The organism is Undibacterium parvum, assembly GCF_003955735.1.
GTDB classification, from domain to species: domain Bacteria; phylum Pseudomonadota; class Gammaproteobacteria; order Burkholderiales; family Burkholderiaceae_D; genus Undibacterium; species Undibacterium parvum.
Genome location: NZ_CP034464.1, coordinates 22,511 through 40,324, shown reverse-complemented (window position 1 = coordinate 40,324; position 17,814 = coordinate 22,511). Strand labels below are relative to the sequence as shown.

Below are 17,814 nucleotides of genomic sequence, written 5' to 3'. Positions count from 1 at the left end.
AATGTCGAAACGAATTGCATATGTAACTGGTGGTATGGGTGGAATCGGAACTCCAATTTGCAAGCGTCTGTGTAAGGATGGTTATACAGTTGTCGCAGGTTGCGGACCAAATTCTCCGCGTAAAGATAAATGGCTGGCTGATATGCGTGCTGAGGGTTATGAAGTTTTTGCATCCGAAGGTAATGTATCAGACTGGGATTCTACTAAAGCTGCATTCGAAAAAGTAAGAGCGGAGATCGGTGAAATTGATGTGCTGATTAATAATGCGGGTATCACACGTGATGGTCAATTCCGTAAAATGAGTAAAGATGATTGGGATGCCGTTATGGATACCAATTTGAATTCTTTATTTAATGTGACCAAGCAAGTCATCGAGGGTATGGTCGAGCGCGGCTGGGGCCGTATCATTAATATTTCTTCTGTCAATGGTCAAAAAGGTCAGTTCGGTCAGACCAATTATTCCACGGCAAAAGCGGGGATACATGGGTTTTCTATGTCTTTGGCACAAGAGGTTGCAACTAAAGGTATCACTGTCAATACAGTGTCACCGGGCTACGTTGGCACTGACATGGTAAAAGCGATCCGTCCGGATGTCTTGGAAAAAATCGTTGCCGGTATTCCAGTAAAGCGCTTGGCTGAGCCAGATGAAATCGCTTCTATTGTTGCATGGATTGCTTCCGATGAAGGTGGCTATGCGACTGGCTCTGATTTTTCTATTAATGGTGGTTTGCATATGGGTTAAAGAAAGTTTTTTTGCTTTCTTATCTTGGAATAGTTATCTTTTGCAACAATATTGCAGTGCACATGTCGCAGTGCGGTAGAATACCGCCCATCGAAAATTTTTAATTTCGATGGGTATTTTTTTGAAAACAATAGAATAAAAATAAATAGTAATTGGGGACAAACAAAACACCATAATCAACATTTTCTGTTGATATGCCACTTGTTTGCGTTGACTTTGCCGCTTAACCACTACCTCAAATATTTTGTCTTGGTTGGGGCTTACAGATTTATCAAATGAGATTTCCATGAATAGCGCAAAAAGAACAACACAGCATTTGATCAAGAAATACCCGAATCGCCGCTTGTATGACACGCAGACTAGTAGTTATATCACCTTGGTTGATGTAAAACAGTTTGTTCTGGATAACGATGACTTCGCGGTCGTTGATGCGAAAACCGGTGAAGACTTGACTCGCATGATTTTATTGCAGATTATTTTGGAAGCTGAAGCTGGCGGTGCACCTATGTTTTCTAGTGTCGCGCTGGCACAGATTATTCGTTATTACGGACATGCGATGCAAGGGATGATGGGTTCTTACTTGGAAAAAAACATACAAACCTTTATTGATATTCAAAATAAATTGACTGAAAACACCGGAGGCCTGAACGAAGGGAAGACATTTAGCCCTGAGATGTGGACGCAATTTATGAATGTGCAAGGTCCAATGATGCAGGGCATGATGGGTAATTACATCGATCAAAGTAAAAATTTATTTGTTCAAATGCAAGAACAGATGCAAAATCAGTCAAAAAATATGTTCGCTTTCCCATTTAATGTTGATGAGAAAAACAAGTAAAAATCAATATTTTATGGGGCTTTGTAAGATTAAGTAGGCCTGATTTTAATCGCAGGAACCAGGAAGAGGTACAATAGCAGATTGCTTTGTACCTCTTCCTTTTTTATTATGTCTCTAGAAATATCTGCAGTATCTCCAGTCATCAACGCTAAGCCTAATCCTAAGGTGGGCTTCGTCTCTTTGGGTTGTCCCAAAGCCTTGGTCGATTCCGAACAAATTCTGACACAGTTACGTGCTGAGGGTTACGATACAGCGAAGTCCTACGATGGCGCCGATTTGGTCATCGTTAACACTTGTGGGTTTATTGATGCTGCAGTGCAAGAGTCGCTCGATGCGATCGCTGAGGCACTCAATGAAAACGGTAAAGTAATCGTGACTGGATGTTTAGGCAAGAAAAAAGATGCAGATGGAAACGACCTGATACAAAGCATACATCCTAAAGTTTTGGCGGTCACGGGCCCACATGCCTTGACCGAAGTTATGAGTGCTGTGCATTTACATCTGCCAAAGCCACACGAGCCATTTTTGGATTTGGTTCCTCCGCAGGGAGTCAAACTGACACCCAAGCATTTTGCCTATTTGAAGATATCTGAGGGGTGTAATCACCGCTGTAGTTTTTGCATCATCCCATCGATGCGCGGAGATCTGGTGTCGCGTCCGATTGGTGATGTGTTGGTTGAGGCTGAAAACCTATTTAAAGCTGGGGTGAAAGAGTTACTGGTAATTTCACAGGATACGAGTGCCTACGGTGTTGATATTAAATTCCGTATGGGCTTCTGGGACGGCAAGCCAATTAAAACCCATATGACACAATTGGTCGAGGCGCTAGGCGAGTTGGCCAAGCGATATGGGGCATGGGTGCGTTTGCATTATGTTTATCCTTATCCTCACGTAGACCAGATTATTCCCTTCATGAATAATGGACACGTCTTGCCATATCTGGACGTGCCTTTGCAGCATGCGCACCCAGATGTGCTTAAGCGTATGAAGCGTCCTGCTAGCGGCGAAAAAAACATAGAACGAATTAAAGCATGGCGCGCCATGTGTCCAGATATTACTATCCGCTCTACCTTTATCGCAGGCTTCCCCGGCGAGACCGAAGAAGAGTTTGAATACCTGCTGGACTTCCTGAGAGAGGCTGAGATTGATCGCCTTGGTTGTTTTGCCTATTCACCTGTAGAAGGCGCTAGCGCAAATGAATTAACAAACCAATTGCCAGACGACGTACGTGAAGACAGACGCCGTCGCGTGATGGAGTTGCAAGAAGGCATTTCTAAAAAGCGCTTGCAAGCCAAAATCGGTAAAACCATGCGCGTGTTGATAGATAGCTTGGATCGTAGTGGTGGTGTTGGGCGTAGTTCTGCTGATGCGCCGGAAATTGATGGTGTGGTTTACGTGAAACCTCCGTTTGAGCCGCATCGTAAGCTTCAGGTCGGCGAGTTTGTAGATGTGACTATTACTGCTGCGGATGCGCATGATCTTTGGGGTGAGGCCGTTTGATCTCCTTAAGCCAAGGCTTGAAAATTGCAAGCTTAGGACTTGCAACTGTCTTTTCAGTTAACTGTTGTGCGGCAGCGGCCTTGCCTCCTATGTCTAACCCCGTGTTTTCCAAGCAGATAGAGTTGCGTGGTAAATTGGGTAAAGATACAGTTCAAATGAAACTGCAACCTAAGCTGGAAGATGCTGATAGCGTAGAGGGTAGCTATTTGGTGCAAGGTGGGAAGCGCAATCACGGCAATAAAATCTTATTGGCGGGCGAGATCACCGGCAACAAGCTGACGATGGAAGAGTCGGAAGACGGCGTTGATGTTTCCGGACAATGGGATGGCGAGTTGATTGGCACTAGTTTGCGCGGTACCTGGCAGTCGGATGATGGTATGCGTAGCGAGAGTTTTTCACTTGAATTAGTGCCTGCAAAAAATAGTAACAAAACGAAAAAATCAGTTTCTAGCAAGTAAATTTTTACTTCGCAAGTCTATGTTTAAAGGCCACAAACACCGCGTGTTTGTGGCCTTTAAATTGATAGTCTTGGTATCGGTTTTATCTTAACCGATCCTAAACCAAGAGCTCAGCGCTTTTCTATCCCATTTCCGTTGCGTCGAATTAACTCTCCTACGCGGTAGCCTGGGTCATGATCGAATTCATAGGTATTTTTGCTGTCATTATCATAATGTACGCTGACTACCCAAATTTTACTGGTTTTCATGTTGGCTTCTACCTTGTTTCCTGCATAGGCGCCACCGGCAGCGCCTGCGATGGTGGCGAGGCTACGCCCAGTCCCGCCACCGACCTGATTTCCTAGTAAGCCACCGACAACACCGCCAGCGATAACACCTAATGCACTACCTTCACCCTTTTTATCTTGTATGTCGACGGCAATAACTTTTCCACATTCAGCACAGGTATGAGTACTTTTTTCATTTGATTTATTGCTTGTGGAATTGGTTTTTGCAGAGGCAATAGATTTGTCATACTCTTCTTTGGCATCGCGCAAACATTGCATTCTAGTGCTGGAATTGCTCTCTTCTGCGCACAGTTTTTTGTCGTCAGCGTAGCGTGCCGAAATTTGTTTGCTGTTATCTGCACCATGTTGCTGTTGCGAATTTCCCTGTGCGTAGACGGTAGTGCATATTGCAAACAGGAGGCTTGAAATGAAAATATGTTTTTTCATACTATGAACTTTCAGTCAAAGGATGGGCGTGCGTTTGCTGTATTTGCCTTGCCTGAAACAGCATAAAAACCGATTGCGTACTTTTATATGATAGTCCAAAAATCTCAAATAATCTCGCTATGTGTGCACAAAATACACGCACTTGAAAACCTTGGATCACTCTAATATACTCAATCTAGGCTTTGCTTTTTCTACGCTTATTTGCGTTCCCTTGTACTCACTGTAGCTTTCATAGTCTTCGAATATTTTATTCGCCGGTATCTCATCAAATAGTGAGCGTTGGTCGTCCTTGGCGTCGTCGTGCATGATCGATTAGGAGTCAACATGTGTTTCAAGTCTAAGTGTTTCAAGTGTGTATGCTGCATTTCTCAATGCAGCATCAGCTTGCTCATTGCTGGTGCTGCGCTATCCAACGCCAATGCTGCTGATTGGAGCGACACCGCACTTAGTGTGCGTGCTGGCAATGATTTTCGAGAGCCGTTTAATCCCTCGGATATTAGGAAGTACATTTTTGCCTTAACGCATGTTAGTGGCTACCAATACGGCAGTAATTTTTTTAATGTCGATTTTCTACAGTCGGATAGCAATGATCCTGCATCATTAGGACAAACAGCAGGGGCACAAGAGGCTTATGTGGTGTATCGACATACCTTTGATATCGGTAAGTTGAAGGGATCGGACGTGCGCTTTGGCGTGGTGCGTGGTGCGGGCGTGACGCTGGGTTTCGATTGGAACACCAAGAACGACGTTGCTTACAATTCTAGAAAACAGATGCTAGTGCTGGGGCCAACTTTAATGTGGGATGTTCCTGGGCATCTCAGTACCAGTTTATTGTTGTTGAGCGAGAGTAATGCGCCTAGCGGAGCTTATCCGCCGATATCGAATGTGACTGGACGTTACCATTATAAAGTCCACCCTATGCTGACCGCGGATTGGGGCATACCATTAAATACTATGTTGTCGTTTGAGGGTTACGCCAATCTGATCGCAGCCAAAGGCGTCGATGAAGTCGGTAACGAGACTGGGGTTGAGACGAATATAGATATGCAGTTAATGCTCGATTTGGGGGCCGCTTTCGGCAAAGGGAAGAATGGACTGAGGGTCGGTTTGGAGTACCAATATTGGAATAATAAATTTGGGAACACTTCATTAACCACCGGTGGACAAGGCAATAAAGCGAGCACCCCGATGATACGTGTTGAGTATCATTTTTAAGTTGTCTACGGCGATACTATATAGTTCAGATTAGAAATAAGGCGATGTGAGTGATGTCACTATCAAATAGAAAAAGGGCAGGATCGCAATCGTGATCCTGCCCTTTTTAATTTGAGGTAAATTTTCTCATATTCTTTGTAGTCTGGTTTTTGTCAAAGCCAGCTTGGTCTTCTATCCCGTTTGTGGTTTTGAAAATGTGGCGGGCTACGCTGATTCGCCGCTATTGAGTGCGAGGTGCTAATTTGTAGCGCTAGAGCGCGCATGCTGAGTGCTCGCAAGCGTTACAATATAGCCGCGACGAATTAAGCGCTAGCACCTATTGCTCGCTGTGTAACCACTGAAATCAATCTATGACTTTTAAAAAACCCATGTTAAGCGTCGCTGAGGCGCTTGATTTTTTACTCGCCGCAGCGCGGCCAGTGAGCGAAGTTGAAACGGTCTCGACCCTGGAGGCAAACGGGCGCGTATTGGCGCAGGCGCAAAGTTCTTTGTTGCATGTGCCACCTATGGACAATACTCAGATGGATGGGTATGCAGTGTGCGCGGCGGACTGTGTTAGTGGACAGGCGCGCTTGCGGGTCTCACAAAGAATTCCCGCTGGCCATGTCGGGCAAGCGTTGGAAGCGGGCACTGCCGCCAGAATATTTACCGGCGCCATGATACCGTTGGGCGCAGATGCGGTCGTGATGCAAGAGCAGTGTGCGCAGGACGGTGAGATGGTCACGGTGGCGCACGCACCCCAGCCTGGCGAGTGGATCCGCCGGCAAGGTGAGGATATCGCCAGTGGTGCGACTATTTTGCCTGCAGGAACCCGCATGCGGGCGCAGGAAATGGGTTTGGCGGCGTCGGTAGGTTTGGCCACTTTGCCAGTATTGCGGCGTTTACGCGTGGCGGTATTTTTTACTGGCGATGAATTAGCGATGCCGGGCGAAGCTTTAAAACCTGGTGCGATCTATAATTCGAATCGCTTTCTGCTGACTGGCCTATTGCAAAATCTGGGCTGCCTGGTGACCGATTACGGCATCGTGCCCGATAGTCTTGAGGCGACCCGCAGCACCTTACGTCTGGCCGCCCAAGAGCATGATCTGATCATTACTTCGGGTGGCGTTTCAGTCGGTGAAGAAGACTATATTAAACCCGCAGTGGAGGCCGAAGGGCGTCTGAATATGTGGCAGATCGCCGTCAAACCGGGTAAGCCGCTGGCCTTCGGTGAAATTGAGCGAGCCAATAAATCAGGCGATGAGCAAGCATTTTTTCTGGGGCTACCCGGCAATCCGGTCTCTAGTTTCGTGACTTTTTTATTGTTTGTGCGACCCTTCATCCTCGCTATGCAGGGCATGACGGCCAGTTCTTTGGCGAGCCCGCAAGCCTACGCGATGCGCGCTGATTTTGCGTGGACTAAGCCGGATAGACGCAATGAGTTTTTGCGCGCGCGTATCAATGCGGATGGTGGCCTCGATTTGTTTGCGAATCAAAGTTCCGCGGTGCTGACATCGACAGTCTGGGGCGATGGTTTGATCGATCTGCCGCCTGGTCAGGTGATCGCGGCGGGTGACATGGTGAAATTTATTCCTTTTAGCCATTTGATGAATTAATTTTTAGAGCCTAGATAAATGAAAATTCAATTACGATTTTTTGCCAGTGTGCGGGAAAAACTTGGGACCTCTGAAGAAACGGTGACGCTGCCAGAGCAGGTGAAAACGGTAGGCGATGTCAGGCTTTGGCTGGTGGCGCGCGGTGGTGTCTGGGCCGAGGTGTTAGCTGAAGGGCGCGCTTTGCGCATGGCCTACAATCAGCAAATGACCGAAGCTGCGACCAGTATTGTTGACGGTGCAGAAGTGGCGTTTTTCCCTCCGGTGACCGGTGGGTAAAACTGGCTTGTCTCGATTAGCGAAAGTAAGAGAAAATAAGTGATGGCGATTTTTGTACAAACGGAAGACTTTGATCTGAGCACAGAAGTGGCGAAGTTGCGTGCGCATAGCCCCAAGGTTGGGGCTATAGTCAGCTTCGTCGGGGTGGTGCGTGATCTCAATGAAGGTCTCGATGTGCAGAGCATGGAGCTAGAACACTATCCCGGCATGACAGAAAAAGCACTGCAGGAGATTGTGGCAGAGGCGCAGCACCGTTGGGCTTTAATGGAGTGCCTGGTCATTCATAGAGTCGGCTTGCTCCAGCCTCTGGACCAAATTGTACTGGTGGCAGTGGCTAGCGCGCATCGCGGTGAGGCTTTTGCGGCCTGCGAATTCATCATGGATTATCTGAAGACGCAGGCCGCATTCTGGAAAAAAGAACAAACGCCAGAGGGGCAGCGCTGGGTCGATGCGCGTGAAACTGATGATCTTGCACTGGCTAAATGGGGTCTGGTGTCGAATAATGCGGTCACCAAGAGTGTGCCTTAGTCAAATTTGCATCTGCGTTTTTTGTGGTTTGATCTAGCTGTTCGATCTAGCTGCATTGCTTACTATTTTTTATTATAAATATAGGGGTATGCCTAAAAACACCCCTACTTGCGCAATAAGTACGTGCGCATGCCAATAATACCCACCCCTAGTATCTTCATTTACCGAGTTCATTATGTCTGAAAACACCTTGATGTTCGCGCCTCTAGAACCTAGCCGCCACGGCATGTTGGCGGTCGACGATTTACACACCCTGTATTGGGAAGAGAGCGGCAATCCTGAGGGACAGCCCGTACTGTTTTTGCATGGCGGTCCCGGCGGTGGTACTTCGCCTACCCATAGGCGCTTCTTCGATCCTGCGCATTACCGTATCGTTTTGTTCGATCAACGTGGTGCGGGTAAGTCGACGCCTTTGGGCGAATACCAGCAGAACACCACGGCCTTACTGATAGACGACATAGAAAAAATCCGAACGATGCTGGGCATTCGCCAATGGCTGGTGTTTGGCGGTTCCTGGGGCTCAACTCTGGCATTAGCCTACGGCGAGGCGCATCCCGAGGTCTGCCTGGGATTTGTTTTGCGCGGCATCTTTTTATGCACTAAGATCGAAGTCGATTGGTTCGTCAATGGCATGCGCAACTTCTATCCGGAAGTGCATCAGCGCTTCGCCGAGGCGATTCCTGTGGATGAAAGGCATGACTTGTTGCAAGCCTACGTCAAGCGCCTGTTTTGCGATGAACCTGAAGTCTATATGGAAGCGGCGCGCAACTGGAGTCGTTACGAGGGTTCTTGCCTATTCTTGGAACCTCAGCCCCAGGCGATTGCCGATTTTGAGTCTGATGAAGTGAGTCTGGGTATAGGCCGGCTAGAAGCGCATTACATGCTCAATGCCGCTTTTATGGAAGAAGATCAGTTGATCAAAAACATCGCCAAGATTAGCCATCTTCCTGCAGTGATCGTGCAGGGGCGCTATGACGTGATTTGCCCGCCAGTCTCGGCGTATCGCCTGCACCAGGCTTGGCCCACGGCCAAATATCATGTTATCGGCGACGCCGGGCATGCCGCGATGGAGCCAGGTATCGCTGCCGAACTCGTGCGTGCTACCGAGCAATTTAAACTGCACGGTCAGTTTTTGTAAATCGACGATATGCCGCATTTGCGGCAACGCAAAGTTTCCACGTATTTTTACAAGAAACTCGCTTGAAAAGCGCGCCGCTATCCTAATCTAAGCTGTAAGAACTTATTTTCAGCTTATATTCCAGCTTATTCCATAGGGAGCGGTCATGCGTTTAGATAAATTGACGACGAAGTTGCAGGAAGCATTGGCGGACGCACAAAGTCAGGCAGTGGGCAATGATAATCAATACATAGAGCCGGTGCATCTGTTGCTGGCTTTGTTGAATCAGGATGACGGCAGCGCGCGCTCTTTATTACAAAGAGCGGGCGTGAACGTGGCGAGTCTCTCGAATGGTCTGAAGAGCGCAGTCGACCGCTTGGCGAAGGTCTCGGGCACCGATGGTCAAGTGCAGATAGGGCGGGAACTGACAGGCTTACTCAATCTGGCTGAAAAAGAATCTCTGAAACGCGGCGACGAGTTTCTCGCCAGTGAGATGATCTTGCTGGCGCTGGCCGATGATAAGTCTGAGGCAGGCAAACTGGTGCGCGAAAATGGACTAACCCGCAAAGCACTTGAGGCTGCGATTAGTTCGGTACGCGGTGGCGCGAAAGTCGACTCGCAAGAGGCCGAAGGTCAGCGCGAAGCCCTGAAAAAATATACGCTGGATCTGACCGAGCGTGCCCGCCTGGGTAAGCTTGATCCTGTGATCGGTCGCGACGATGAGATTCGTAGAGCAATTCAAATTTTACAGCGTAGGAGTAAAAATAATCCGGTGTTAATCGGTGAGCCTGGTGTCGGCAAAACTGCCATCGTCGAAGGCTTGGCGCAGCGTATTGTGAATGGCGAAGTGCCCGATAGTCTCAAGTCCAAACGCGTGTTGTCGCTGGATATGGCGGCTTTATTGGCTGGGGCTAAATTTAGAGGCGAGTTTGAAGAGCGTCTGAAAGCGGTCTTGAAAGAGATCGCCATGGATGAAGGCCAGACTATCGTTTTTATCGATGAGCTGCACACCATGGTCGGCGCAGGGAAGGCCGAAGGCGCGATGGATGCCGGCAATATGCTCAAGCCTGCCTTGGCGCGCGGCGAGTTACATTGCGTGGGCGCGACCACGCTCGATGAGTATCGCAAATATATAGAAAAAGACGCGGCACTGGAACGCCGCTTCCAAAAAATTATCGTCGATGAGCCTAGCGTGGAAGCGACTATCGCTATCCTGCGCGGTCTGCAAGAAAAGTACGAGGTGCATCACGGCGTGGATATTACCGACCCGGCGATCGTTGCTGCAGCCGAGCTATCGCATCGCTATATCACCGACCGTTTTTTACCGGACAAAGCGATCGATTTGATCGATGAAGCGGCCGCCAAGATTAAGATAGAGATCGATTCCAAGCCAGAGGTGATGGATAAGTTGGATCGGCGTCTGATCCAGTTAAAAATTGAAAAAGAAGCGGTCAAGCGCGAGAAGGACGAGGGGTCGAGAAAACGTTTGGTATTGATCGAAGACGAAATCGCCAAGCTCTCTCGCGAGTATGCCGATCTGGAAGAAATCTGGAAGGCCGAAAAAGCCACGGTACAAGGCAGTACCCATATCAAAGAAGAGATAGAGAAAATTCGCCTGCAGATGGATGAGGCTAAGCGTAGAGGCGACTGGCAGGCGATGTCGGAGTTGCAGTATGGCCGCATGCCTGAACTCGAGGCGCAACTTAAACAGGCCGATACCAATCAAGAGGCCGGTGCCGGTAAACTCAAGCTTCTGCGCACTCAGGTTGGTGCCGAAGAGATTGCTGAAATCGTTTCACGTGCCACCGGCATCCCGGTCTCACGCATGATGCAGGGCGAACGCGAAAAATTACTGCAGATGGAAGACGCCTTGCATAAACGGGTGGTCGGCCAGCATGAAGCCATAGAAGCGGTCTCAGATGCGATCCGCCGTTCACGCGCCGGTTTGGGTGATCCTGGTCGTCCGTATGGCTCCTTCCTGTTTTTGGGTCCAACCGGGGTCGGTAAGACTGAGCTGTGCAAGGCGCTAGCAAACTTTATGTTTGATACCGAAGAGTCGCTGATACGTATAGACATGAGCGAATTCATGGAGAAGCATTCAGTGGCAAGGTTGATCGGTGCGCCACCGGGCTATGTCGGTTACGAAGAAGGCGGTTATCTGACCGAAGCGGTGCGCCGCAAACCGTATAGTGTGATCTTGCTCGACGAGGTAGAAAAAGCGCATCACGATGTGTTCAACGTTTTATTGCAAGTGCTCGATGATGGCCGCATGACTGACGGCCAGGGACGCACGGTGGACTTTAAAAACACCGTGATCGTGATGACCTCGAATCTGGGTTCGCATCAGATACAGGCGATGGAAGGCAGTGATCCCGAAGTGATTAAGATGGCCGTGATGGGCGAGGTGAAAGCGCATTTCCGTCCCGAGTTCATTAACCGTATTGATGAAATCGTGGTATTCCATGCGCTCGATGCCAAGAATATCGCCTCGATCGCGAAAATCCAGTTACAGGTCTTGGCGAAACGTCTGGCGAGTATGGAGATGGGCTTGCAGGTCAGTGATGCGGCGCTGGAAAAAATTGCGGAGGCAGGATTTGATCCTGTGTATGGCGCCCGACCTTTGAAACGCGCAATACAGCAAGAGATAGAAAATAGTTTGTCAAAAATGATCTTGCAAGGTAAGTTCGGCCCGAAAGATGTGATTGCGGTAGAGGTCGAACATGGCAATTTTGTGTTTACTCAAGGACAAGCTCAGGCTGAAAACCTGGCTGCATAATTAATGTAAGGAAGCGTCGTTAACTTAAAGTCTAGGCTCATGTGAAAACATGAGCCAATTTTTTTGCAGGCGCATAAATTAATCACATAGTAGATCGTCATTATCTCGATTCTAAAGGGGTTAAAACTAAATATATTTAAAGTCTGACCTTCTTTGGACAGGATTGTCATCAGCACGACATATTCTTCAATTATGCTTTGCGGCAACAAAAGAGAGATTTCTTTTGCCTGAATCGAAGCTACTATGAATCTGAATCTTAATTCCACCCTCACTCTTACCCTCAAAAAACGCCTGACAATTGTCATAGGCTTACTCTGTCTGTTGACTATCGTCATCGGTTCGCTAGGCTTGTACGGTATGAATAAGTCGAATGAGGGGCTGAAAAGTGTGTACCAAAATCGTACTCTGAGTTTAGAACAAATTTCCAGAATCGATAGACTGTTGGTGCAAAATCAGCTGGCTTTAGCGGATGCCTTACAAGATTCGATGGAGGTAACCATCAAGCTCAAGGCTGGGCAAATCGAAAAAAATACCAGTGAAATCAATACGGCCTGGTCGCTGTATATGGCTAACCACTTATCCGAAGAAGAGAGTGCGCTGGCAAAAAACTTAGCTAGTGCGCGCGAGAAAATGGACAAGGAAAGTTTTTCTCCTGCCGTGGCAGCGATGCTGGCGGGCGATTTGGTCGCGGCCAGTCAATTGCAAGATAAATTACAGGGCTTGAGCCTGGCAGTGCGCAAAGGCATAGAGGCCTTGCGGCACATGCAAGTGGAGCAGGCTAAGTCTGAATATGAGCAATCGAACACGCGCTACGCTAGCCTGCGCACGGCGATTTTTATGGCGATCGCTCTGGGTACTTTGTTTGCGATTGCGCTGGGTGTGGCCTTAACTAATTATGTGTATCGCCAACTGGGCGGGGAGCCCGGTTATGCCGCCAGGATAGTGCGTGAAATCGCTGGTGGCGATTTAAGTCAGTCGCTTAATTTGAGTGCCAAAGATAATCAAAGTTTGCTGTTCGATATGCAGGCAATGCAGGCTAATTTAGTGCAAACCGTGGGTGACATCCGGCACGTGAGTGGCGTGATAGCCGATGCCTCTGGTCAGATCGCCAGCGGCAATCTGGATTTATCGGCACGCGCCGAGCAGCAGAGTTCGGCCTTGCAAGAAACCGCCACTGCGATGGAAGAGTTGACCGGTATCGTCAAGCAAAATGCCGAGAATGCGCAGCAGGCGAATTTGCTGGCGCAATCGGCTTCCGAGATTGCGCGCAAGGGTGGGCAGGCGGTAAGTCAAGTCGTCAATACCATGAGCTCCATCAATGCCTCGGCGGTGAAGATCGTCGATATTACTAGCGTGATTGATGGCATCGCTTTTCAGACCAATATTTTAGCCCTGAATGCGGCGGTAGAAGCGGCACGTGCTGGTGAGCAGGGCCGGGGGTTTGCGGTGGTCGCCACCGAGGTGCGCAATCTGGCGCAGCGCTCGGCTGCCGCGGCCAAAGAAATTAAGGCCTTGATTGCCGACTCGCTGGAGCAGGTCGATGCTGGTAGTGTGATGGTGGCTCATGCTGGCACCACCATGCAAGAAATCGTCGTCAGCGTCAAGCGCGTTACCGATATCATGGGCGAGATCAGTAACTCTAGTCGCGAGCAGCATGCCGGGATAGAGCAGGCAAATCAATCCATCGTACAGATGGAGCAAATCACCCAGGAAAATACCAGCTTGGTAGAGCAGGCAGCAGCCAGTGCGCATGCCCTGCATGAACAGACTGAATCTTTGATGCAGTTAGTGAGTGTATTCAAACTCTAGTTGGTAAATTAGTGTGGGGCTGTGTTTTCCGGCCTACGTTTGGCATCTCTTCGCAGAAGTTCAGGCTAAATTCTGTTACATTGCTAGCTAGCACTTGTTACTTACTCTCGGCCCAACCTATTTTCCTATGGCTACTTAGGTGCCAAAGCAAGTTGCAAGATCTTTCGTAGCTTTACGATAGGTTTAGCCTCCCATGCGCAATTCATTGCAAAGAATTTTTGTGCTCCTTTTTATCGTCTTGATGCTGGTGCTGGCGGCGATGATGGCTTGGGTCGTGCATAGCTCTAGCGAGAGCCTGAGTGATGCCGCGGCGCAAAAAATACTCACTTCTTTAAGCGCCCGCATACAGGGCGAGGTTGATAGACATTTATCCAGTGCGCAAGTGATTTTGAACGCGATTGCGCCTGATCCGGTGGTGAGCCCCGATCATCAATTTTTTTTGCCGCTTAATTTTCCCGAAGACTTGGGGGCGATAGAGGAAAGGCTTTGGATTGCTACCGGTCTTTTTCCCGATATTAATAATTTGGCGTATTTTGCCGGTGAAAATGGCTCTTTTGTGAGCGTTAAACGTTTGGTGTTGGATGCGCGGGTAGAGGTTAGATATCGCCAGGCTGGCGAGAAAACCAGCGATGTCTTTAGTATGTCCGGGCCGCGGCAGAGAATCGCTCTCTTGCGCAGCGATCAATTTGATCCGAAACAACGTCCCTGGTACAAAACCGCAATAACCCAAACCCAGCCTTCATGGTCACCCGTATATATTGATTTTACAAAAAAAGAGCCACTGCTGACACTCAGCAAAGCGGTTATCGTGGATCAAAAAAATCGACAAGATGTGCGCGGGGTGGTCGCCACCGATCTGTCGCTCAAACAAATTAGCTCGTTTTTGCAGGCGCTGCCTATCCCTAAAGGCGGCATTGCTTATGTGATGGAAGCTTCGGATGAATTGATTGCCAGCTCTCTCAACGAAATCGCTTATGTGCGCAATTCCGATAATACGATTAAACGTCAGCTAGCAACCGAGGGTTCTAGCGCCTTGATGCATCTGTCGGCGCGTCATGTGCGTCAGGCCATGCTGGCGCAGCTGAGCCTAGCTCAGCCGGTTTTGCAAAAAATCGACAGCGATCTGGATGAAGTACATATTGCCGCCACGCTGCTCAAGGCTGGCGATGGCCTGCATTGGGTCGCGGTGCTGGCGGTGCCACGTTCGGCGCTCAGCGTGGAAGTAGCGCGTATCAGCAAGATTAGTCTGATGCTGGGATTGGCGGTGATCTTCGGGATTTTGATCGCAGGCTATCTGATACTGGCGCGCAGCATGCGTGATCTGCGTAAATTGAGCGAGGCGGCACAAAGCATAGGCAGTGGACTGCCGTTTAAAGGGGTAGAAATTCATCGTAACGATGAAATCGGTGTGCTGGCGCAAAGTTTTCAGAATATGGAGCAGCACCTGCATTTCGATACTCTGACTAAATTACTCAATCGTGAGGCGTTTATTTCTCAGCTCAGTTTTAGATCGCGGCGCGCCACGGATGGTGTCGGGCTGCCGTTTGCCTTGTTATTCATCGATCTTGATTCGTTTAAAGAAATCAATGATAACTATGGCCACGAGGCCGGTGATAAGGTCTTAATCGAGATTGCCAGTCGCTTGCTCGGCTCTATCCGTAAAGAAGATGCGGCAGGGCGTTTCGGCGGTGATGAGTTCGCGGTGTATCTGCACGGGGTGGCCGAGCCCGCGATACTCGAGCAGATATGTGCCAAGCTGCATAGATCCTTAGAGGCACCGATTGCTTTGGGCGATGACAGGAGCGGGGCGGTCGGGATTTCTATCGGCATTGCGCTCTATCCTGTTGATGGAGTAGCGGTCGATGAACTCTTGCACGTGGCCGATATGCGCATGTTTGAGGATAAAAAACGCCGGAAAGCGGAGCGTGAGGCGCATTGACCACGTGCTCAGCACGCTTCTATTTTTTAAATTTGTGGTTTAAAAAATGCGGATGGTGATTTGCCGAAGGTCTTCTTGAACATGGCTGAAAACGCCGATTGACTGGCGTAACCGAGTTCAGCTGCGACCGCCGATAAAGGCTGGCCGCTAGCGATCAGCGGCGCGGCGCGTGCCAGTCGCATTTGCTGACGCCAACTGCCAAAACTCATACCTAATTCTTGCTCAAACAGGCGCGCCAAAGTGCGCTCAGAAGCACCCACCTGTTGCGCATAATCGCGCAGGGTGAGGGCAGAGGCCGGTTCTGCGAGTAAGGCCATGCATAAAGTTTTCAGGCGTTTTTCGCGTGGCATCTGTACGCTCATGGGCAAGCTGACCGCGATGGCTAATTCATCGAGTAAGCTGGCGACCAGATGATCTTCGCGCGGCCCGGCAGCAGGTATGGCACTTAAGGCGCGCACCAGTTCGCGCATTAAGGCACTCACTTCCAAGACCACACAGTCGTTCCGATTAATCGGGGCCTGCTGTTTTGCTACGTAGATGACTCGTAATTGGGATTTCTCCAGGGTGCGCACTTCGTGCTCGATATCGGCCGGTATCCAGATCGCACGCATCGGTGGTACGAACCAGGTTTGTTGATTGGCAAACACCTGCAACACGCCATCCAGCGCATAGGTGACCTGTGCCCAAGGGTGCTGATGCGCCAGTAATAGCTCATCAGCTTGCAGATCACGCGCCACGATACGCACCGGACGTTGCTCGGTGGGGAATAATTGGCTGCTAATGGGGCCGGTATGGGTAATCACCTGAGTGCACATGGGTTTGACCGTTTTGCGATAATTTTTGTCATTTTATCTTAAAACCGACTTTGTCTTTTTCTTTATACTTTGTTTCATTGGCAGTCTTGCGCAGTGAGGTCGCTTCCCTTTACTGCAATCGCCTTAACACTCGACCTAATTGAAAGAAGACCTATGAGTGCAGCACGAAATACAGCACGAACGGCAATGCCAAGCACATCAGCGCCTAGCGCGCCGCAATTGCGTCAAGACGCGCTGGTGATCACGCTGGTGGGCGTGGCACATGGCATATCGCATTTTTTTCACATGATACTGGCACCGCTTTTCCCCTGGCTTAAAGAGGCGTTTGCGCTCTCGTATTCTGAGCTGGGCTTGTTGATGAGCGTGTTTTTTATCGTATCAGGCGTCGGTCAGGCCACCGCCGGCTTTGTGGTCGATAAACTGGGGGCGTTTAAGGTTTTGCTGTTTGGCGTGACTTGTCTGGCGTTGTCGGCCTTGTGGCTTGCCAGTGCGCACAGCTACCCTATGCTGCTGATCGGCGCCATGCTGGCCGGTTTGGGCAATAGTGTGTTTCACCCGTCTGACTACACCATATTGAATAAAAAGGTCTCCACTGCGCGCTTGGGATATGCTTTTTCTATCCATGGCATTAGCGGCAATCTGGGGTGGGCGGCGGCACCGGTATTTTTGGTCAGCCTGGCCGGCATCTACGACTGGCGTACTGCGCTGTTGGCAGCAGCTTGCTTGCCAATTGCGGTGTTGGTCTTATTGTTTGTGTATCGCGCCGCCCTAGATACCGGAGCGCCGACAGTAGCGGCCACATCAGCGGCGACATCAGCCGTGACACAAAAAAGTAGTGAAGGCAGCCTGGATTTTCTACGCTTACCGGCAGTCTGGATGTGCTTTGCCTTCTTTTTTATGACCGCGATGGCCTTGGGCGGCATCCAGAGTTTTTCGGCGGCCAGCTTGCGTGATCTGTACGGCATGTCACTGGCCTGGGCCACCAGCGCCTACACCGGCTATATGCTGGCTTCGGCTGCGGGTATGTTGCTGGGTGGGTTTTTAGCGGCAAAAACCACGCATCACGATAAAATTATTGCTTACGCTTTTACTTTCGCCGGCTGTATGGCTTTGCTGTTGGCGTCGGGTTGGGGCAGTGCTTGGCTGGCGCTGGTCTTGATGGTGGTGATCGGTTTTTGCTCAGGGATCGCCGGACCATCACGGGATTTGATGATACGTGCAGCAGCCCCTAGCAATGCCACCGGGCGCGTGTATGGCGTGGTGTACTCGGGCCTCGATAGTGGTCTGGCTTGTGCGCCGCTACTGTTTGGTGCGGTAATGGATGCGCATCATCCGTCCTGGGTATTTGTCTGCGTCGGTGTGTTTCAGGTGTTGGCGATAATGACTGCGGTAAACGTCGGCAGCGCCACCCGCGCGCGCAACTTGGTGAGCGCGGCCTAGCGTTGGTCTAGGTTTGGCTTAGTGTTGATTTAGACTAGATGCCAGCCACTAGC

The 17,814-nt window shown here is 49.7% G+C and carries 15 protein-coding genes; 13 read left to right on the top strand and 2 right to left on the bottom strand.

The window, feature by feature from the left end; all coding sequences use genetic code 11:
* Window position 1 precedes the first annotated feature (1 nt).
* From EJN92_RS00200 to EJN92_RS00185, 4 genes are all read left to right on the top strand, one after another.
* A complete protein-coding gene (locus EJN92_RS00200) occupies window positions 2-742 on the top strand; it encodes a 3-ketoacyl-ACP reductase (protein ID WP_126125987.1) in 741 nt (246 codons plus the stop codon).
* A 286-nt stretch (window positions 743-1,028) separates the two neighbouring features.
* A complete protein-coding gene (gene phaR, locus EJN92_RS00195; protein WP_126125986.1) occupies window positions 1,029-1,580 on the top strand; it encodes a polyhydroxyalkanoate synthesis repressor PhaR in 552 nt (183 codons plus the stop codon).
* A gap of 108 nt (window positions 1,581-1,688) precedes the next feature.
* Window positions 1,689-3,080 carry a 30S ribosomal protein S12 methylthiotransferase RimO gene (gene rimO, locus EJN92_RS00190; protein ID WP_126125985.1) on the top strand — a complete coding sequence of 464 codons (1,392 nt, stop codon included), beginning with the start codon at window positions 1,689-1,691 and terminating at the stop codon, window positions 3,078-3,080.
* An 89-nt stretch (window positions 3,081-3,169) separates the two neighbouring features.
* Complete coding sequence (locus EJN92_RS00185) at window positions 3,170-3,538, top strand: hypothetical protein (protein WP_126125984.1); 369 nt, start codon at window positions 3,170-3,172, stop codon at window positions 3,536-3,538.
* 110 nt (window positions 3,539-3,648) lie between these two features.
* On the opposite strand, the gene EJN92_RS00180 is transcribed toward EJN92_RS00185, so the two are convergent.
* Window positions 3,649-4,251: a glycine zipper 2TM domain-containing protein gene (locus EJN92_RS00180; protein ID WP_126125983.1), complete on the bottom strand. Its 603-nt coding sequence runs from the start codon at window positions 4,249-4,251 to the stop codon at window positions 3,649-3,651.
* A gap of 324 nt (window positions 4,252-4,575) precedes the next feature.
* Here EJN92_RS00180 and EJN92_RS00175 point away from each other — a divergent pair, with 324 nt between their 5' ends.
* The 8 genes from EJN92_RS00175 (at window position 4,576) to EJN92_RS00140 (ending at window position 15,506) form a co-directional block, all read left to right on the top strand.
* On the top strand, window positions 4,576-5,466 hold the full coding sequence (locus tag EJN92_RS00175) for an outer envelope protein (RefSeq protein WP_227869631.1): 891 nt from the start codon (window positions 4,576-4,578) through the stop codon (window positions 5,464-5,466).
* Window positions 5,467-5,816: 350 nt separating this feature from the next.
* Window positions 5,817-7,061: a molybdopterin molybdotransferase MoeA gene (locus tag EJN92_RS00170; RefSeq protein WP_227869630.1), complete on the top strand. Its 1,245-nt coding sequence runs from the start codon at window positions 5,817-5,819 to the stop codon at window positions 7,059-7,061.
* 18 nt (window positions 7,062-7,079) lie between these two features.
* A complete protein-coding gene (gene moaD, locus EJN92_RS00165) occupies window positions 7,080-7,337 on the top strand; it encodes a molybdopterin converting factor subunit 1 (RefSeq protein ID WP_126125982.1) in 258 nt (85 codons plus the stop codon).
* A gap of 42 nt (window positions 7,338-7,379) precedes the next feature.
* Window positions 7,380-7,865 (top strand): molybdopterin synthase catalytic subunit MoaE, encoded by a 486-nt coding sequence (moaE, locus tag EJN92_RS00160; RefSeq protein ID WP_126125981.1) that lies wholly within the window; start codon window positions 7,380-7,382, stop codon window positions 7,863-7,865.
* Between the two features lie 175 nt (window positions 7,866-8,040).
* Window positions 8,041-9,003 (top strand): prolyl aminopeptidase, encoded by a 963-nt coding sequence (pip, locus tag EJN92_RS00155; protein ID WP_126125980.1) that lies wholly within the window; start codon window positions 8,041-8,043, stop codon window positions 9,001-9,003.
* A 145-nt stretch (window positions 9,004-9,148) separates the two neighbouring features.
* Window positions 9,149-11,758: an ATP-dependent chaperone ClpB gene (gene clpB, locus EJN92_RS00150; RefSeq protein WP_126125979.1), complete on the top strand. Its 2,610-nt coding sequence runs from the start codon at window positions 9,149-9,151 to the stop codon at window positions 11,756-11,758.
* A 243-nt stretch (window positions 11,759-12,001) separates the two neighbouring features.
* Window positions 12,002-13,567 carry a methyl-accepting chemotaxis protein gene (locus tag EJN92_RS22040; RefSeq protein ID WP_126125978.1) on the top strand — a complete coding sequence of 522 codons (1,566 nt, stop codon included), beginning with the start codon at window positions 12,002-12,004 and terminating at the stop codon, window positions 13,565-13,567.
* A 193-nt stretch (window positions 13,568-13,760) separates the two neighbouring features.
* A complete protein-coding gene (locus tag EJN92_RS00140; RefSeq protein ID WP_126125977.1) occupies window positions 13,761-15,506 on the top strand; it encodes a diguanylate cyclase domain-containing protein in 1,746 nt (581 codons plus the stop codon).
* A 26-nt stretch (window positions 15,507-15,532) separates the two neighbouring features.
* Here the strand turns inward: EJN92_RS00140 and EJN92_RS00135 are convergent, their stop codons facing one another.
* Entirely contained in the window at window positions 15,533-16,321 is a 789-nt protein-coding gene (locus tag EJN92_RS00135; protein WP_126125976.1) for an AraC family transcriptional regulator, read from the bottom strand.
* A gap of 186 nt (window positions 16,322-16,507) precedes the next feature.
* On the opposite strand from EJN92_RS00135, the gene EJN92_RS00130 reads away from it, so the two are divergent.
* Window positions 16,508-17,761, top strand: a complete 1,254-nt coding sequence (locus tag EJN92_RS00130; protein WP_126129678.1) for an MFS transporter — start codon at window positions 16,508-16,510, stop codon at window positions 17,759-17,761.
* Window positions 17,762-17,814: the final 53 nt, after the last annotated feature.